14 protein-coding genes are annotated in these 18,340 nt (G+C 70.7%); 9 read left to right on the top strand and 5 right to left on the bottom strand.

All coding sequences use genetic code 11. The annotated features are described in order from the left end of the window. Positions 1-210: 210 nt before the first annotated feature. The 4 genes from OHU34_RS01950 to OHU34_RS01965 all read right to left on the bottom strand — a co-directional run bounded on the left by OHU34_RS01950 (position 211) and on the right by OHU34_RS01965 (position 3,464). On the bottom strand, positions 211-837 hold the full coding sequence (locus tag OHU34_RS01950; RefSeq protein WP_142270495.1) for a bifunctional 2-polyprenyl-6-hydroxyphenol methylase/3-demethylubiquinol 3-O-methyltransferase UbiG: 627 nt from the start codon (positions 835-837) through the stop codon (positions 211-213). 226 nt (positions 838-1,063) lie between these two features. Further along, positions 1,064-2,347 (bottom strand): MFS transporter, encoded by a 1,284-nt coding sequence (locus tag OHU34_RS01955; RefSeq protein ID WP_405764243.1) that lies wholly within the window; start codon positions 2,345-2,347, stop codon positions 1,064-1,066. A gap of 113 nt (positions 2,348-2,460) precedes the next feature. Next, positions 2,461-2,796, bottom strand: a complete 336-nt coding sequence (locus OHU34_RS01960; protein WP_405764244.1) for a hypothetical protein — start codon at positions 2,794-2,796, stop codon at positions 2,461-2,463. Positions 2,797-3,041: 245 nt separating this feature from the next. Further along, positions 3,042-3,464, bottom strand: coding sequence for an ATP-binding protein (locus OHU34_RS01965; protein ID WP_230196786.1), 423 nt, complete (start codon positions 3,462-3,464; stop codon positions 3,042-3,044). A gap of 220 nt (positions 3,465-3,684) precedes the next feature. Between OHU34_RS01965 and OHU34_RS01970 the strand changes: the two genes are divergently transcribed. The 3 genes from OHU34_RS01970 (at position 3,685) to OHU34_RS01980 (ending at position 6,470) form a co-directional block, all read left to right on the top strand. Further along, positions 3,685-4,053 (top strand): STAS domain-containing protein, encoded by a 369-nt coding sequence (locus OHU34_RS01970; protein ID WP_230196785.1) that lies wholly within the window; start codon positions 3,685-3,687, stop codon positions 4,051-4,053. A 593-nt stretch (positions 4,054-4,646) separates the two neighbouring features. Next, positions 4,647-6,005, top strand: coding sequence for an MFS transporter (locus OHU34_RS01975; protein WP_405764246.1), 1,359 nt, complete (start codon positions 4,647-4,649; stop codon positions 6,003-6,005). A gap of 30 nt (positions 6,006-6,035) precedes the next feature. Continuing rightward, positions 6,036-6,470: a VOC family protein gene (locus OHU34_RS01980; protein ID WP_142270489.1), complete on the top strand. Its 435-nt coding sequence runs from the start codon at positions 6,036-6,038 to the stop codon at positions 6,468-6,470. 146 nt (positions 6,471-6,616) lie between these two features. Here the strand turns inward: OHU34_RS01980 and OHU34_RS01985 are convergent, their stop codons facing one another. Continuing rightward, on the bottom strand, positions 6,617-9,046 hold the full coding sequence (locus OHU34_RS01985; RefSeq protein WP_405764248.1) for a SpoIIE family protein phosphatase: 2,430 nt from the start codon (positions 9,044-9,046) through the stop codon (positions 6,617-6,619). A gap of 170 nt (positions 9,047-9,216) precedes the next feature. Between OHU34_RS01985 and OHU34_RS01990 the strand changes: the two genes are divergently transcribed. From OHU34_RS01990 to OHU34_RS02015, 6 genes are all read left to right on the top strand, one after another. Next, positions 9,217-10,680, top strand: a complete 1,464-nt coding sequence (locus tag OHU34_RS01990) for an aldehyde dehydrogenase family protein (protein ID WP_405764249.1) — start codon at positions 9,217-9,219, stop codon at positions 10,678-10,680. Between the two features lie 601 nt (positions 10,681-11,281). Next, on the top strand, positions 11,282-12,760 hold the full coding sequence (locus OHU34_RS01995; protein ID WP_372481802.1) for a sugar transferase: 1,479 nt from the start codon (positions 11,282-11,284) through the stop codon (positions 12,758-12,760). An 82-nt stretch (positions 12,761-12,842) separates the two neighbouring features. Beyond that, the gene (locus OHU34_RS02000) at positions 12,843-14,159 is read left to right on the top strand and encodes a nucleotide sugar dehydrogenase (protein WP_142270485.1); all 1,317 of its coding nucleotides are present in this window, start codon (positions 12,843-12,845) and stop codon (positions 14,157-14,159) included. Then, positions 14,149-15,429 (top strand): glycosyltransferase family 4 protein, encoded by a 1,281-nt coding sequence (locus tag OHU34_RS02005; RefSeq protein ID WP_405764252.1) that lies wholly within the window; start codon positions 14,149-14,151, stop codon positions 15,427-15,429. The genes OHU34_RS02000 and OHU34_RS02005 overlap by 11 nt, the downstream gene beginning before the upstream one ends. Continuing rightward, the gene (locus OHU34_RS02010) at positions 15,426-16,790 is read left to right on the top strand and encodes a Wzz/FepE/Etk N-terminal domain-containing protein (protein ID WP_142270483.1); all 1,365 of its coding nucleotides are present in this window, start codon (positions 15,426-15,428) and stop codon (positions 16,788-16,790) included. The genes OHU34_RS02005 and OHU34_RS02010 overlap by 4 nt, the downstream gene beginning before the upstream one ends. Next, the gene (locus tag OHU34_RS02015; protein WP_142270482.1) at positions 16,787-18,340 is read left to right on the top strand and encodes a Wzz/FepE/Etk N-terminal domain-containing protein; all 1,554 of its coding nucleotides are present in this window, start codon (positions 16,787-16,789) and stop codon (positions 18,338-18,340) included. Before OHU34_RS02010 ends, OHU34_RS02015 begins: the two co-directional genes overlap by 4 nt.

An 18,340-nucleotide genomic window follows, 5' to 3' on the forward strand; every position in this document is an offset into this window, starting at 1 on the left:
CGCGCTTTCCTGGCGAAGGACGGGCATGGGGGGCGTTCGTCGCGAGTTCGAACATGTTAACGGAGTGGTGCGGGTGGGTTACGGCGAAATGTGCACCGGCAAAGCTGGGCCACAGGTAGGGAGAGTGACGTGCCGGAGCTTTCCCATCGCCTGCCGCCGCTTCGGCCGACGTGACGCCCTGTGCGGGACCCCCGGAGGGCGCTCTCGCGTTCAGTCGGTGGAGCGGGAGTGCACGCTGACGGCGTAGCCGCCGTCCGGGACGTACGGGTCGCCGTCCCAGGTGGCGAAGCGCTGCCGCAGGGTCAGTCCGGCCTGCGTGCACCAGTGATCGAACTCCGTCAGTGTCACTGTCGGTTCCGGCAGCGGCAGGTGTTCCGCGTCCAGGCCCATGCCGGTGACCAGCAGTCCGCCGACGCGCAGTCCGGCGGCCAGCTGCCGGATCACGGCCGGTCCGGTACCGGGGGCCAGCAAGGGGATGACGTTTCCGGCGGCGAGCGCCAGGTCGAAGCCGGGTTCCAGACCGAGAGCGTCCAGGCGGGTCAGGTCACCGTGGAGCCATTCCAGGTCGGGGGCGGTGCGGCGCGCGACGGCGAGCATGGAGCGGTCGAGGTCCACGCCCGTGCAGAGGTGGCCCAGCGTGGCGAGTCGGATCGCGATCCGCCCGGTGCCACAGCCGGCGTCGAGTACCCGCCCGGCAGGTTTCAGCAGCGCGTCGCAGAAGGTGGCCTCGCCGTGGATGTCGTGGCCCGATTCCGCGAGCCGCGCGAACCGCAGGGCGTACTCCTCGCCGGCCTGTCCGCCTGTCAGTTCCGCCCAGCGGTCGCGTTGGCTGCTCATGGTCCGCGTTCCTCCCGGTGATCAGGGGCGAGGACCGATGCCATCGCGCGCTTTTCCTATCGTAGGTACGGACCTCGCGGCCGCTCAGGAATGCGGAGCGTCCGCCCTGCTGCCACCCGGATCCGTGACCGGCTCGACGCCCGTGATCACCGGGCTCGGTGACCGGGTCTACGCCGGTGACCTCCAGCCCCCTGTCCAAGGCTGCCCACCCGCCACGCAGCCTTGGTCAGGTCGAGTCGGCCTGGGACGGGGACGGGGCCGGGACCGCTTCCCCCGCGGGTCCTGGAACGCCTCCGGTGGAAGTGCGCGCCTTCCGCCACGGCAGGAGGATCGCGCTCGCCAGACACAGCACACCGGCGATGAGCAGCGTGCCGCGCACGCCCGCCGCATCGGCGAGGAGGCCGCCGGCGATCATGAAGACTGCCTGGCACGTCTTCGAGCTGACCGACCAGGAGACGCCGACGCGGGACATGAACGCGTCCTGTGTGGCCTCCATGCGGTAGGTGGTGAAGGACGGGTTGAAGACGCCGGCGGCGAAGAGCAGGCAGAAGTCGACGGCCACGATGATGAACACTCCGAGGGCACCGGCGGGCGCCAGCGGCAGCAGGATCGTCCAGACTGTCCGTGCGACACCGGACAGCAGCAGGGTCCGGCGCTGCCCGAACCGGCGGGTCAGCGGCGGGGCCAGGCGTGAACCCAGCACTCCGCCCAGACACGGCAGCCCCAGAGCGAGGCCGTACTGCCACGGCGCGAGGCCGAGGTCACGCAGCATCAGGACGGCCATCAGCGGCGACGTCATCATGATGGAGCCGCCGAAGAGCAGAGAGTTGTAGAACAGCGGGCGCAGTCCCGGATGCCGCAGGAGGTACTGCCAGCCGGCGACGATGTCGTGGCCCGGCCGCGCGGTGGCGCAGGGTGTCGGTGGCGCGGGTTCGGGCCGCCTGATGCGGCGGACACCAACGGCGGATCCGAGGAAGGACGCGGCGTCGACCGCCATCGTGGCGGTGGGGCCCAGGACACCGACCAGGAGCCCGCCGACCGGCGGCCCGGCGCTGACGCTGATCCAGTTGGTGGTCTCGAACAGGCTGTTGGCCCGGAGACGGTGCTCGGGCAGGACCAGGGCCTTGAGGTGTGCGCCGCTCGCCGCGTCGAACGCGACGGACGCTGCCGTCTGGAGGATGCCCACGACACACAGCTGAGCGAAGGTGAGCACACCGAGAGCCGCGGCGACGGGCACGCTCACCAGCACCGCACAGCGGGCCAGATCTGCGGTGATCATGACGGGCCGCTTGTACCGGTGCTCGATACGGACACCGAGCGGCAGGGCGATCGCCGCACTGGCCACGGCGGACAGAGCGGTGAGCAGGGAGACCTGGAACGCCGAGGAATGCAGCACCAGGAGGGCGACCAGCGGTAGTGCCCCCATCGCGACGGCGCTGCCCGCGGCACTGACCCCGTAGGCACCCCACAACCGCCGGAAGTCCTCCCCGAGTGGGATCTGCCGCCCCAATGAACCCTCCCCCGTGTGAAGGACTCAGCGTAGTGACCCCGACCGCCCCGCCACGCCCGGCCGACGACGCCCGGGGAAGCAGACCCGGAGGCTGCCCGGGGGGTTGTCGGCCGTCAAGGGGCCTGGACCGGGGGCATGTCGGAGAGCAGGCGGGTGAACTCCAGGGCGGGGAACAGCTCTGCGGCCAGACGCAGCAGCCGCAGGGGCTGGGGCGCCAGGCCGGTCACTGCCGTCTGCCGGGGCGGGCCGTCCTGCAGGCGCCGGTCCGTGAGCAGGTGGAGGCCGGCGATGTCCATGAAGGGGGTGTCGTGGAGATCCCAGGTCACCACGTTCACGTTCGGCGGCAACGCCGCGGCGGCAGCGCGCAGTGCGGGCAGGGTGTCGTAGTCGATCGCTCCGTGCGGAGCGATCCGGGCGGCGGTGCCGACGATCATCGTGGTGATGTGCATCTTGGGCGAGCCCCCTTTCGGGGGGTGGTGAGCCCAAAGGCGAGGCGCCCCGACGGGAGGCGGCCGGCGATGGCGGGAGGTGGATGCCCGTGAAGGGGGCGATGTCCAGGACCCGGAGGTCGGCATCCGGGGGCCGGCCAGTCTCGTGTCCGCTCATCGTCGCACGGCGAAGGCCGCAGGGGCCATGGTCGTCCGCCGAAGCCTCGGCACGCATCGCGCGGTACCGGGCCGGAGCGGCCGCTATGTCAGACCGCGGACGGCGGTGTCGCTGCCAGGGGGTCGAGCAGGGTGATGCGGGCCGTGATGCGTTTGCCGACCGGCCTCTGCTCGATGAAGAGGCCCTCGGTGACGGCCTTGACGATCTCCAGGCCGTGCTGGCCGATTCTGTCGGGATCGGCGGGTCGGGCCGCGGGAACGACGGGGTCGCTGTCCCACACGACGACGTCGACGGCGCGGGTGGTGATGCGCAGTTCCATCAGAACGGGCCCGGGGGCGTATTTGCGGGCGTTGGTGACCAGCTCGCTGACCACCAGCTGGGTCAGGTCCTTGACCCGCGCGGATACGGTCAGGTCGTGGTCGGCGCCGGCTTGATCGAGGAAGGCGGCGGCGTGGTGCCGGGCGTCGGCGATACAGCCGTCGCCTCCGCCCAGTGCGTGGCCGACGCGCATCAGATGTTCATCCGGCGCCGTACAACCGTCACCATCGGCATGGGATCCCACTGGCCTCGCCCTCATTCCCCGTTTTACGCGCGCTACCCCCGATTCCGTCATACATGTCAGAGGCATGTTGTTCGGCACGGCCGCCCGAGTGTATTTGGCCCGGGCGGTGGGGCAGAATCCTCCGTGCACGCCGTGAATCGGGGCAGGGCCGAGCACAGTCGAGGAGACGGTGACCGACATCGAACAAGCGGGCCGGCCAGGCAGGCTCTCCGTCGAGCATCGCATGGTGGACGGCGTCCGTGTCGTGACGGTTCAGGGCGAGATCGACCACGACGTCAAGAACGTCCTCGATCATGCCCTGCTGATCGGGGTCGGCGCGGCGCAGCCGTCGCGCATCGTGGTGGACCTCAGCGGCGTGACCTTCATGGACTCCAGCGGTATCAACGTCTTCGTCGCCGCCCACCGGGCGGTCAGCGCCACCGAGGGGTGGCTGCGTATCGCCGCCGCTCAGGAACCCGTGCTGCACGTCCTGCGACTGGTCGGCATCGACGCCCTCATTCCCTGTCACCCGACCATCGAGCAGGCCCTGAACAACTAGAAGACCCTTCGCCTAGAAGACTCTTCGCCGTCCGTGGCCGGCGAAGAGCCGAGAGGCTGTCTTTTCCCCCCCGCTGCCGAGTCGCCCTCACCTCCACGCTCACACTCGTTCCGCGACGATCCGGCGGCCGAGAAGGCAGTGAACAGGCCGCGGCCGAGGCCGGATTCACCACGGCGCCGATCTGACCCGGCCGGTGCGGGAGCTGCGGTGAGCGGTCGAGGAGCGGGGATCCGTCGCGCTTCAGGTGGCACCGTGGCCGTGGGAGCTGCCTCCGACCGACCGGCCGTACCACCGTTGCGCGCGGCCTGCGGGGAACCGGGCGTGCCCTTCTGTCCGATGCTCACCGCGTGTTGGCTCCGCAGGCGCCAAGTACGGGCCGCCAGGGGCTAGTCTTCGGATACGACGGGTGACCCACGAGGAGCGAAGACATGATCGGTCGTCAGAGCGCGCGTTGACGCTGTGGGCCGTGATCGGCCTGTCATCGCGTGCTGCCCCCCATGGTGCGGCACAGCGAGCCTTTCCCGCCTGAACCGTGAGTGCGCCTGACGTGCGCCAGGTGGCGGACCTCGTCGTCGGTAGTCCAAGGGGCCCCTGTGCCGTCCTCCTCCTCTTCCTCTTCATCCTCGGTGTCCGATTCCGGGCGGCCTGTTCCGTCGGGTTTGTGGCGGGACGGCGACTTCCGCAGGCTCTGGGTGGGTCAGACGGTCTCCCAACTCGGCGAACACGCAAGTCTGGTGGTTCTGCCGCTCTTCGCCGTCCTGACGCTCGAAGCCGGTGCCGGCGAGCTGGGCGTCCTGCGCGCGGTGGGGCAGGTTCCGATCCTGTTGCTCTCGCTCTTCGTCGGCGCGTGGGTGGACAGGTGGCGGACCCGCACGGTGATGGTGCTCACGGATGTCGGACGGACTCTGGCTCTGGGCGCCGCCGCCATGGCCGGCCTCCTCGATGGGCTCGGTCTGTCGGGACTGCTTGTGGTTGCCTTCGTCGTCGGCGGCCTGTCCGTGTTCTTCGACGTGGCCTACCAGGTGTCTGTCGTACGGCTGGTGACGCCTGATCAGTTGGTGCGGGGCAACAGCGCGCTCGAGGGCAGCCGGTCCGCGGCGCAGATCGGCGGTCCCGCCCTCGGTGGCGCACTGGTGTCACTGCTGTCGGCGCCGATCGCTGCCGCCTCCGGTGCGCTGTTCTTCGCGCTGTCGTTCCTGTCGATCCGGCGGATCCGTCGGATCGAGTCGGTCCCGGAGCACTCGGATCGTCCCCCTCCTGTAGGGCGGCGGATCCATGAGGGCCTCCGTTTCGTCGTCGGCGAGGCCTCGTTGCGAACCGTGTGCCTCGCCTCGGCCGCCTTCCAGTTCTCCTTCGCCGCCACGATGACCGTCTATCTGCTCTTCCTGCCAAGGGAGTTGCACCTGTCGGGCACCGCCGTCGGCCTGGCGATCGCCGCCATGGGGCCCGGCGCGCTCCTGGGCTCTGTGCTGGCCGCCCGCCTGCCCAGCCGGTTCGGCCATGGCGTGGTGCTCATGTCCGCGGCGGCTCTCGGCGACGGCGCGTTTCTGTGTGTGCCCGCCCTGCACGGCTCCGCCGCCGTGACGCTTCCCGTGCTCCTGGCGGTCAACTTCGTGTTCGGCGCGGGCGGTCAGTTGGTGAACGTCACGGTCATGGCCGTCCGGCAGGCCGTCACTCCGGACGGGATGCAGGGCCGCGCGGCCGCGACGATCACGTTTGTGGGCATGGGGCTGACCCCGCTCGGCTCTCTGCTCGGCGGATTTCTCGCAGCGGAGTGGGGGTTGCGCACCAGCCTCCTGGCGACGGCCGCGGGCATGATGTCGTCCCCGGTGCTGATGGCTCTGTCCCCGCTGGCTCGTCTGGGACGGGAGCTTCCTGCCCCCGGAGGTGCCCGCGGTCGCGTCGAAGGCGGCCGTCCTCCGTTCAACATGCGGATTCCCAAAGGGAAATGAGCAACGGATCCGTCCTGCTATGGTGCGCCGATGTCATCGATCAAGCAGTTCCAGGTCACCTTCGACTGCGCGGAACCCGAGCGTGTCGCTCGCTTTTGGTGCGAGGTGCTGGGGTACGTGGTCCCGCCGCCCCCACAGGGGTTCGCGACTTGGGATGATTTCGACCGCTCCCTGCCTCCGGAGGAGCAGGGAGCGTGGTTCGCCTGCGTTGATCCCTCAGGTGTGGGGCCGCGACTGTACTTCCAGCGCGTTCCGGAGGGCAGGGTCGTCAAGAATCGGGTGCACCTCGACGTACGGGTCGGCACCGGACTCGTGGGTGCGGAACGCCTGGCCACGCTGGAGGCCGAATGCGCACGACTGGTCGCGCTCGGCGCGGTACGCGTGCAACTGCTGCTTGCCGATGACAAGAACGAGTCCTGCATCGCGATGCAGGACATCGAAGGCAACGAGTTCTGTCTCGACTGAGCGTCCCGCGGGACAGTAGGGCGGGGAGCCTTCGCGCTGGGCCTCCCGCGAGGGAATCGCGACGTCCGACGCATCCCTGCCTGATCGCATCACGGCCACCCCGCGCGCCTCGGCGGCCTCCATGGTTCACGCGCCGCCGCCGACGTTCATCCGCTCCCGTCGGGGGGAAGTTCCTGCTCGGCCCAGATGATCTTGCCGTCGGCGGTCTGGCGGGTGCCCCAGGCCTGGGTGAGCTGGGCGACCAGGAGCAGCCCGCGGCCTCCCTCGTCGAAGGTGCGAGCCCGACGCAAGTGGGGGGCGGTGCTGCTGCCGTCGGAGACTTCGCAGACAAGGGTGCGGTCGTGAATCAGTCTGAGCTGGATGGGGGGCCGGGCGTGCCGGATGGCGTTGGTGACCAGTTCGGTGACGACCAGTTCGGTGACGAACGCGGCCTCGTCCAGGCCCCACTCGGACAGTTGGCGGGAGGCGTTCTTCCGCGCATCGGCCACCATGGCGGGGTCGGGCGGTACCTGCCAGGTGGCCACGTGGGAGGCGTCGAGGGCGTGGGTGCGGGCGACGAGCAGTGCGACGTCGTCGGAAGGGTGGTCCGTGAGCATGGTCCGCAGCAGGGCGTCGCAGGTCCCTTCCAGATCCTCGGTCGGCCCGCGCAGCACTTCGCTCAGCGCGTCGATGCCCTCGTCGATGTCGCGACCGCGGGCCTCGATGAGCCCGTTCGTGTAGAGGACGAGCAGGCTGCCCTCCGCCAACTCCAGTTCGGTCGACTCGAAGGGCAGGCCGCCCAGGCCCAGCGGAGGGCCCGCCGGGACGTCCAGGAACTCGACCCCGCCGCCCGGCGTCACGAGGGCGGGCACGGGGTGGCCCGCGCGGGCGATGGTGCAGTGCCGGGAGACGGGATCGTAGACGGCGTACAGACAGGTGGCCCCGATGTCACCGGCGGTCACGGCCGCGCTGTCGGCCCCGGCGGCGAGACGGTTGACCAGGTCGTCGAGGTGGGTCAGCAGCTCGTCGGGCGGCAGGTCGACGTCGGCGAGCGTGCGTACGGCGGTGCGGAGCCGTCCCATGGTGGCCGAAGCCTGGATGCCGTGGCCGACGACGTCTCCGACGACGAGCGCCACCCGGGCGCCGGACAGCGGGATGACGTCGAACCAGTCTCCGCCGACTCCGGCCCGGCTGCCGGCGGGCAGATAGCGGGAGGCGACGTCCAGGGCTGCCTGCTCGGGGAGTCCCTGGGGCAGCAGGCTGCTCTGCAGCGTGAGGGAGATGGAACGCTCCCGGGCGTAGCGGCGGGCGTTGTCGATACAGACGGCGGCACGGGCGGTGATCTCCTCCCCCAGCAGCAGATCGTCCTGTTCGAAGAGCTTGGGCTGCCGGTGACGGGAGAACGTGGCCACCCCCAGGGTGAGCCCACGGGCCCGCATCGGCACCGCGAGCACCGAGTGGAATCCGAATCTCCGCATGCGTTCGGCGCGCTGCGGGGTGTGCCGCGCCACCTCGTCCAAGGCTTCGGGTGTCACGTGCTCGATGAGCGGCCGGCCCGCGGCCAGGCACTCGGCGGCGGTCGACCCGGCCGGATACGCGGCAACCGCCCCGAGCCGCACCACGGCTTCGGGACAGCCGTCCAGGACGGACTGGCAGGCCACCCGGCGCAGCATCACCGGGCCGTGCGGCGGCCCCTGCGGGGGATCATCACCGCCCTCGATCGCCGGCAGGAGATCGACGGTGACGAAGTCCGCGAACCACGGGACGGCGACGTCGGCCAGTTCCTGAGCCGTACGCGCCAGGTCCAGGGTGCTGCCGATGCGCACGCTGGCGTCGTTCACCAGGACCAACCGCCGCTGCGCCACATGCTGTTCCGTCACGTCGTGTGCCGTGAGCAGAACCCCCTCCATCCGTCCCTCGGCGTCCCGCACGGGGGCGAAGGACATCGACCACACGCTCTGGCGCTCCTGGCCGACGAGGTGCAGAGCGGCCGCGATCTCCTGCCGCCGACCGGTCTCCAGGACCCGTCTCATACCCGCTTCGGTCCGTTCGCTCTCCGGATCGCGGACGAGCTCCGTCACCCGCAGTCCGCGCATCGCCTCCTCGGACAGGCCCATCACACGCTCCATGTCCGCGTTCGCCCGGCGCAGCCGCAGTCCGGTGTCGTACAGGGCCATGGTGCAGGGGGCCTGGGTGAAACTCCGCCGGACGAACGCGTCGTCCTCGGGCAGCGGCGCCGGGCGGTTCACCGGTGACACCAGGAGCCATCCGCCGCCGTCGCTCTCCCGGCGGTGAGCCAGCAGACCGACCGTGAGCGGACGGCCGTCACGGTGCAGCAGCGTCACCGTCCCGCTCCATCTGCGCAGGCCCGTCACGGACCGTGGCAGCTCGGTGGGAGCCGGGTCCGGGAGAAGCGCGGCCACGCTCCGGCCGGTGATCTCGGCGGCCCGGTAGCCGAGCAGTCGTCGTGCCCCCTCGTTCCAGGCAGTGACGATGCCGTGCCCGTCCACGATGACACTCGCCGTGGACGCCTCGTCGAAGATCTCCCGCGACGAAGCGCCGCGGCCCTCGTCCCCGGCGGACGCGGTTCCGGTCATGACTTCATCTCGCCTCCCGCACACCTGGGGGCCGTCCGCCGGAATCGATCCGGGCCCAGGTGCGCCACACCCGCATTTATCACGACACTAGACAACAACAGTGACAGATGCCCGTGAATCGGTCTTCGCGGCAGGACGGCAACACCGACCCCGGACGGAGGGCGGCATCCATGGCTGTCATCGGCGATGAGACGTGGCCGGCTCCGGCCGGGTGGGCCGGGAAGATCTACAGCGGGGGCTGGCGCGACCCCGAGGGCGGTACACGACAGGTGATCGAACCGGCCACGGGGCGAACGCTTGCCGAAGTAGGCGTGGCAAGCCCCGCGGACGTCGCGCAGGCCGGTGCGAGGGCAGCGCACGCGGCCGGGGACTGGGCCGCGGCGACTCCTTCCCGACGGATCGAGATCCTGCTGCGCGTCTGCGCCGCCCTGCGGGAGCACAGTGCGACGGTCCGCGACTGGATCGTCCGCGAATCGGCCGGCGTCCCCGCCAAGGGTGACTACGAGATCGCCGCCGCCCTCGCCCAGCTGACGCACGCCGTCGCACTCGCGTCCCTGCCCCAGGGTGAGGTGCTGACACCGCAGATCTCCGGCGGCGGGAGTCTGGCGTGGCGGGTGCCGCTGGGGGTCGTCGGCGTGATCACCCCCTGGAACGCTCCTCTGCTCTTCGCGATGCGCGCGCTGGCGCCCGCCCTCGCACTGGGCAATGCCGTACTGCTCAAGCCCGACCCGCTCACGCCCGTGTCCGGGGGCCTTCTCGTAGCACAGATGTTCGAGGAGGCGGGGCTGCCGGACGGGGTGCTGCACGTCCTTCCCGGAGGCGTCGAGACGGGGCAGGCGGTCGCGGCCGATCCCCACATCGCCATGGTCTCCTTCACCGGCTCCACCGAGGCCGGCCGTGCGGTGGCCCGCGTGGCGGGCGAAGGACTGAAGCGGGTCTCCCTCGAACTCGGCGGCAAGAACTCGATCATCGTGCTCGAGGACGCGGACGTCGAGGCTGCCGCCACGGCCGGAGCCGCCAGCTCATTCGGCTACCAGGGTCAGGCCTGCGTCGCCGCCGGTCGCCATCTCGTCCACGCCGACCTGGTCGAGGCCTACACCGACGCACTGGTCGGGCACGCGAAGGCCATGCGCCTCGGCGACCCCCGCACGGAGGGCGTCACGATCGGTCCCGTCATCAGCGAACGGCAGGCGGCACGGATCGAGCGCATCGTCGACGAGAGTCTGGCCGCCGGGGCACGGCTGCTCACCGGCGGCCGACGTGACGGGCTCTTCTACCCGCCCACCGTCCTGGACCGCGTGAAACGCACCGCGCCGGCCTTCACGGAGGAAATCTTCGGGCCCGTGGCCCCGGTCGTCCCCTTCCACAGCGAGGCAGAAGCGATCGAACTCGCCAATGACACCGCCTACGGCCTGACGGCCGCCGTGCACTCCCACTCCGTACCCCGAGCGACCGCCGTCGCCGAGCAACTGCGCACCGGCATGGCCCATATCAACGACGTCACCGCCAAGGACGCCGCGAACGCCCCCTTCGGGGGCATGGGCATCTCCGGAAACGGCTCCCGCATCGGCGGCACCGCCAGCCTCGAACTGTTCACCCAGTGGCGCTGGATGACCATGCCCGGACGGACCTGATCCACTGCTGGACGGATGCCGCGCCCGAGGGCCGGGCGAGCCACCGGAACGCGCGGTGGCGCAAAGCATTCGTAGGTGGTCACCGATCGATGGATCAAGTCCCAAAGCTTGAACACAAATTACACACACCCTCTCTTCATACCGGCCCGGATGGTCTAGATTGACCGTGCTTCAGCTGTTCGGACATGAGGCGACCCGTAATCATCTATAGGTCCGACGCTACGTAGAGCCAGCAGTCGCGTCCCCGGCGCCCGACGTCGGGGTGATCGATTCGTAGAGCCCGAGAGGGCATCGGGTGCGGGGAGCACCCGAGGTTTCGACAGGTTTGCGCGCACCTCGATAGTCCAGCAGGACATGCAAGTCCACTGCCGCCAGGGCGGGTTGTTCACGTACCTCTGAAACAGCCGGAACGTCGTGCGCGGAGGCGGGGGCCGTTCGGAGGGGAGGAACAGCGCGGGAGGCGGGGGCCTCCCGGGGGAGCAACAGTGCGGGAGGCGGGGGCCTCCCGAGGGGAGGGACAGTACGGGGGGGCGGGGGCCTCCCGGGGGGAGGAACAGTGTTAGGCGAACACGTCGAACCACTGGGGACCTTGGGGGGTTCTGTGCGGCAAGGGGGATTAGTCAGCCCGTTTCCGTCGACGGACGGGCGTCTGCCGAACGGCATGATCAGACAGCCCGCGACCGACTGGGAGCAGCGCTACCGCCGTTCCGTGATCACCAGTGACACCGTGGCCACCGCCTTCGTGGTGGCGGCGATCGGCAACTTCTTCGGGGCCCGGGACGCGGCCAACTGGCACGAGAAATGGGGGATCCTCGCCTTCGGCACCGAGCTGCTGGTGCTGGGGGCGCTCGCGGTGAGCCGGTCGTGGGCGCCGGCCGTACTCGGCCAGGGCGCCGAGGAATTCCGCCGGCTCGGCCGCTCGCTGTTCACGGCGACCGTCGTACTGGCCCTCGGCGGGATCGCTCTCACCTCGCGCAACATCAAGCTCTGGATCTTCGTCGCGATCCCCGCGATCGCGCTCGTCACCATGACCGCGCGGTATCTGCTGCGCCTCTGGCTGCACAAACAGCGCAAGGAAGGCCAGTGCCTGCGACCGGTGCTCGCCGCCGGCAGCCCGGCCACCGTGCGCGACCTGATCACCCGGACCCGCAAGTTCCCGCATCTCGGCTGGCGGGTGGACGGGGTGTGCACGACGGACGGTCTCGGGCCCGACGGTGACGAACTGGACGGAGTGCCGGTCGTCGGCCGACTGGCGGACGTCGCGGGCCACGTCCAGCGCGACGGCTACCGCGTCGTCGCGGTCACCCCGGACCCGCACTGGACACCGGACCGGCTGCAACGGCTGGCCTGGAACCTCGAAGGCAGCGACGCCGAAATGGTCGTGGCCCCGGTGCTGATGGAGGTGGCCGGCCCGCGGCTGCACATCGACGCGGTGCTCGGGATCCCGCTGCTGCGGGTCAGCATGCCGACCTTCACCGGGGGCCGCCGGGCGGTGAAAGGAGTCGTCGACCGGATAGGCGCAACGATTCTGCTGATGCTGTTCGCGCCGCTCATGGTGTTCGTCGGGCTGCTCGTGCTGCTGGACAGCCGGGGTGGGGCGCTCTACCGCCAGCGCAGGGTCGGCAAGGACGGCCGCGAGTTCACCATTCTCAAGTTCCGCACCATGGTCGTCGGAGCCGACGGGGCACGTGCCGAGCTGGCCGGGCTCAACGAGGGTGCCGGCCTGCTGTTCAAGCTCCGCCGGGATCCGCGGGTGACCCGGGTGGGAGCAGTGCTGCGCCGGTACTCGATCGACGAGCTCCCGCAGCTTTTCAACGTGCTCACCGGATCGATGTCGCTCGTCGGTCCGCGGCCTCCGTTGCCGGAGGAGTCCGCCGCGTACGGCCCGGACATCCGGCGGCGGCTGCTGGTCAAGCCCGGACTCACCGGCCTGTGGCAGATCAGCGGACGCAGCGACCTGTCGTGGGAGGAGGCGGTCCGGCTGGACCTGCGGTACGTGGAGGACTGGTCGCTCGCCCTGGACACGGTGATCTTGTGGAAGACGCTGCGTGCGGTGCTCTACGGGCAGGGGGCCTACTGATGCGCGGGAGTCTGCAAATGGACGGTCCCGCCGGCGCGGGGACCGCAGGCCGCAAGGGCCTGCCTGGGGGGAGGAACGGGACATGAGGGTCAGCGTTTTCGGGCTCGGCTACGTGGGCTGCGTGTCGGCCGCGTGCTTGGCCAGCATGGGCCACGAGGTCATCGGGGTGGACGTGAACCAGGTGAAGGTCGACCTGGTCAACGACGGCAACGCCCCGGTCGTCGAGGAGCGGATCGGCGAGCTCATCGCCGACGTCGTGCGGACCGGGGCATTACGCGCCACCGACGACGTCCGCGAGGCGGTCATGGGCAGCGAGATATCGCTGGTCTGCGTGGGCACCCCTTCGGAGCCCAACGGCAGCCTGTGCACCACGTACTTGGAGCGGGTCACCGAGCAGATCGGCGCCGCGCTGGCCGAGCGGGGCGGGCGGCACACCGTCGTGTTCCGCAGCACCATGCTCCCGGGCACCTGCCTGAACCTGCTGGTCCCGATCCTGGAGAAGTACGTCGGCGGCACGGCCGGGGTGGACATCGGGGTCGCGGTCAACCCGGAGTTCCTGCGCGAGGGTACGAGCGTGCGGGACTTCTTCGACCCGCCCAAGACCGTCATCGGCGAGCTCGACCCGGCAAGCGGCGACGCGGTGCTGGCGCTGTACGACGGCTTGCCCGGCGAGGTGTTCCGGGTGCCGGTCCCGACGGCCGAGGCGATCAAGTACGCGGACAACGCGTTCCACGGCCTCAAGATCGGCTTCGCGAACGAACTGGGCGCGGTGTACCGGGCGCTCGGAGTGGACTCGCACCAGGTCATGGACGTGTTCCTGGCCGACCGCAAACTGAACATCAGCCCCGCCTACCTGCGGCCCGGCTTCGCCTTCGGTGGCTCCTGCCTGCCCAAGGACCTGCGCAGCCTGGTCCACGCGGCACAGCGCGCCGACGTCTCGGTGCCCATCCTCTCCCACGTCCTGCCCTCCAACTCCGACCACCTGCAGCGCGCGGTGGAGCTGGTCGAGCGCACCGGCAAGCGCCGGGCGGGCCTGTTCGGGCTGTCCTTCAAACCCGGCACCGACGACCTCCGCGAGAGCCCGCTCGTCGAACTGGCGGAGAGACTCTTCGGCAAGGGGTACGACCTGAAGATCTACGACGCCAACGTGAGCCTCTCCCGGCTGCTCGGCGCGAACCGCGAGTACATCGAGACCCGGCTGCCGCACCTCGCGCAACTGCTCGCGGATTCCGTCGAGGAGGTGCTCGAGCACGCCGAGGTGTGCCTGGTCGGGACCAGGGATCCGGCCGTACTGGCGGCGCTGCCCCATGGCGACGGCACGGTGATCGTCGACCTCATCCACCTTCCCGACGCCGATGCGCGCCGGGCCGAACCGGGGTACGTGGGCCTTGCTTGGTGACAGATCGTTCGGTGACAGAGCCGACGACGAACGGCCGGACCGGCGCGCGCTGATCCTGGTGGAGAACCTGTCGGTGCCGTTCGACCGACGGGTGTGGCAGGAGTGCACGACGCTGCGCGACGCGGGCTGGAAGGTGCACGTCATCTGTCCCCAGGGGAGCAAGCGGGACACGGAGCCGGAGGCGGAGATCGACGGAGTGCGGATCCATCGCTACCCGTTGCGCGCGGCCACCGGAGGACCGGCCGGCTACCTGCGGGAGTACGGATCGGCGTTGTGGCACACGGTCCGGCTGGCCCGGAAGGTCGGCCCGGTCGACGTGGTCCACGCCTGCAATCCGCCCGACCTGCTGTTCCTGCCGGCGCTGTGGCTGAAGCGAAGCGGAGCGCGGTTCGTCTTCGACCAGCACGACCTGGTCCCCGAGCTGTACCTCTCCCGTTTCGACCGCGGCGAAGACCTGCTCTACCGCGCCGTGTGCGCGCTGGAACGGCTGACCTACCGGGCCGCGGACATCGTGCTCGCCACGAACGAGAGCTACCGGGACGTCGCGGTGCGCCGTGGCGGCCGACGGCCGGCGGACGTGTTCGTGGTGCGCAGCGCGCCGCAGATCGACCGGTTCCAACCGGTGCCGCCGGAGCCCGAGTTGAAGCGCGGCAAGCCTCATCTGCTGTGCTATCTGGGCGTCATGGGCCCGCAGGACGGCGTCGACTACGCGCTGCGGGCCCTTGCGAAGCTGCGCGACGAGGTCGGACGGACGGACTGGCATGCGGTGTTCGTCGGTGCGGGCGACGCCTTCGACGCGATGGTGGAGCTCTCCAGGCAGCTCGGGCTCTCCGAGCAGGTGGAGTTCACCGGGCGCATTCCGGACGCGGACCTGGTGCGCTACCTGTCCACCGCGGACGTGTGCCTCTCCCCCGACCCGCGCAATCCGCTCAACGACGTGTCGACCATGAACAAGGTCCTGGAGTACATGGCGATGGGCCGACCGATCGTCTCGTTCGACCTCCGGGAGGCGCGGGTCTCGGCCGGTGACGCCGCCGTCTACGCACCCGCGAACGACGAGGCCGAGTTCGCCAAGCTCATCACGCTGCTGCTGGACGATCCGGAGATGCGGGATCGGATGGGCAAGATCGGCCAGGAGCGGATCAGCGGGCCGCTGTCCTGGCGGAACTCGCAGCGATCACTGCTGGCCGCCTACGCCGCCGCCTGCCGTGACCACGCCCCGCTGTCGGCGGGCGAACCGCACCGGGCATGGAAGAGGCCGCGCCGTTGAGCGATGACACCATACGCCTGGTCACGATCGGGCGGATCATCCGTCGGCGCCGACGGCTTCTCGCCCTCCTCGTCGTGGTGGGCGCGCTCGTCGGCTACGGCACCTCTTTGCTGTTTCCGCCGCGATACACGACGTCGGCGTCGGTACTGCTGCCGGGGGCGTGGGAGGAACGCGAGCTGGTGACCCAGGCGGAGATCGCGACCAGTTCGGTCGTGGTCGACCGCGTGGCCGCCACGCTCGACTGGACCGGGGTCAGCGGCAGCGAGCTGCGGGACCGGGTGAGCGCCAAGGCCGCCGACGGGAACATCATCAAGATCTCGGGCACGGCCGACACCCCCGAGCGCGCACAGCGGCTCTCCGACCAGGTGGCCCAGCAGTTCGTCACGTTCGCCGCGCAGATCACGGGCGACAGCACCGACCCCGAAGCGGCTGCGCCCGAGGCACTGCGGCAGATGGTGGTGCAGACCAGCCGCCGCATCACCGAGCTGGCCGACGAGGCCGGTCCGGGGCAGACCGTGGAGAGCGTGCAGACCCGCACCGAGCTCTCGAAGCTGCGCACCGCGTTGCAGGAAGCCATCAACAAGCTGGACCAGACCGATCCGGCGGCCACCCAGGCCAACATGGTCGTCATGGGGCCGGCCGCCCGGCCGGCCGGCGAGGCACCGCCGACGAGGATCCAGCTCATCGTCGCCGGGGCGCTGCTGTTCTTCCTGCTCGCGGTCATCGGTCATCTCACCGCCGCACGGATGAGTCGCCGGCTGCGCACCGAACCGGAGATCGCCGCCGCGCTGGGCTCGACGCTGCTGGGTACCGTCGACGTCCCCGGTGAACGGCCCGCGCACCGGCCGGAGAGCCGAGGCTCGCGGGCCCGGATCCGCCGGCTGCTGGGCATCGACGTCCGGTGGGACGTACCCGCCCCGCGGACGTCCGGCGACGAGGCCAGCAGGCAGATCCGCTACCGGCGGGTGTGCGCCCGCGTCCGGGACCGACTGCCCGCCCCCCGGCGGCTGCTGGTCATCGTCCCGGACGGCGACGAGATCGCCCGCCTGGCCGCCGGGCAGCTCGTCGCCGAGGCCGGGAGCGATCCGCTGCTGCGGGTGGTGGAGGTCTCGGTGTCCCAGCCGATGGTGCCGGACCACGACAACGAGTCCGGCGCCCTGGTCGTGCTCAGCGCGGGCAGCTGGACCGCGGGGGAGCTCGCCGGCATCGCCGACGCGTGTGCGGACGCCAAGCACGAGGTCGTCGGGATCATCCTCGCCGGCACGGTCTGGGCGCCTCCGAAGCGCTCTGCCGGCCAACCCCGCCATGCCGCCACACCGGCCCTCGCGGCCGGCGATGCCGCGACAGGAGGTTCACAGTGACAACGCATACGACTTCTGACCCGTCGGCCGCCGCTCCGCTGCTGGACCTGCAGGCGCTGGTGGTGTCGGTGCGCAGGCGGCGCCGCTTCTGGTGCTCCCTGGCGCTGCTGGGGCTGCTCGTCGGCGTGGCGGTGGCGGTCCTGATGCCGCCGCCGCCGACCGCGGTGACCAAGGTGCTGGTCGCGCATCAGGAGGACCAGCCGAACGACCCCGGAACGCTGATCCGCACCGACGTCGCGCTGCTGCAGACCACGCGGATCGCCGATATGGCCCTGCGGTCCCTCGAGTCCCCGGAGAAACCGGAGGACTTCATGAAGGACTACGGGGGTATCGGCTTGACCAACAACCTGCTGCAGATCGATGTGACAGGTGACAGCGACGCGGAAGCGGTGGCCCGCGCCAAGGCGCTGGCCGATGCGTTCGTCTCGGACCACGTGAGGCGGATCCAGCAGGCCGCGAACGCCGAGGCCAAGGCCCTGCTCGACCAGCGTGACCGGATACGGGACGAACTCGCCCAGGTCAACAAGGAGATCGGCGAGGCATCACCGGACAGCGGGCCGAAGGCGGCCGCGAACCTGGAGTCGCTCTTCGCCCGCCGGGCCGAACTCACCTCACGGATCTCCGATTTCGACCAGCGCGCCGCGGAGGCGCGCATCGGCACCCCTCAGCTCATCGCCGGCACACAGATCGTGGACGCCCCTCGCGCGGTGCGGCACTCCCTGCCCAGGAGCGCTGCCACCAACGGCGCGGTCGGGCTCGTCCTCGGACTCGCCCTCGGGCTCGCGGTGGCCGCGGTCCGCACCGTGGTGGCGGACCGCCCGGTGCTGCGCCGGGACGTCGCGGCGAACCTCGGCGCCTCGGTCATCGCGGAACTGCCCTACCGGTCGGCCAAGTTGTGGCGGCGCCGACGGATCCGGGCGGCACGCGAACGGCTGACCACGTCCCTCGCCCGCACCGTGCGCGGTTCCGCGGAACCGGTGTCGCTGCTGGAACTGGGCTGTGCGCGCAGTACGAGCGCGCTCGCCCTGGACCTCGCCGGGGCTCTGGCGGCGGAGGGGCCCGTGGTCGTCGTCGACGGTTCGCCCGGCCTGCGGCTCGCAGGCCGCCGCCCGAAACCGGGAGACCCGACCGTGGTCGGCGGCGAGCGGGCCGCGACCGTGTCGCCTCAGGAGCGCCGGCTCGGCGTCGGCTCGGTGGCGCCGGGCACGGCGTGGACCGACCTCCAGTACCTCGGCACCCGGACCGTGCTCGTCGTGCGTGCCGGGCACGGCAGCGCCGCATGGCTCCACACCGTGGCGCGGCAGCTCGCCGACCAGCGCATTGCGGTGATCGGTGTGGTGCTGATCGACCCCGATCCGCGTGACCGGACCGACGGCACGCTGTGGGACGGGCCGCACACCGCGCCGCGCGGCCAGAACGAACTGCCGGCCCGACACAACGGTGGGGGTGCCTCCCACGCCGTTCAGGCAGTGGGGGAGGGCCCTCGGCGGACCGAACGACAACCGATGTGGGCGGCACGCGTCCCGGACAGCGACCAGGAGGCGCGCTAG

Source organism: Streptomyces sp. NBC_00080 (genome assembly GCF_045041255.1).
In the GTDB taxonomy this organism is placed as follows: Bacteria; Actinomycetota; Actinomycetes; order Streptomycetales; family Streptomycetaceae; genus Streptomyces; species Streptomyces coriariae.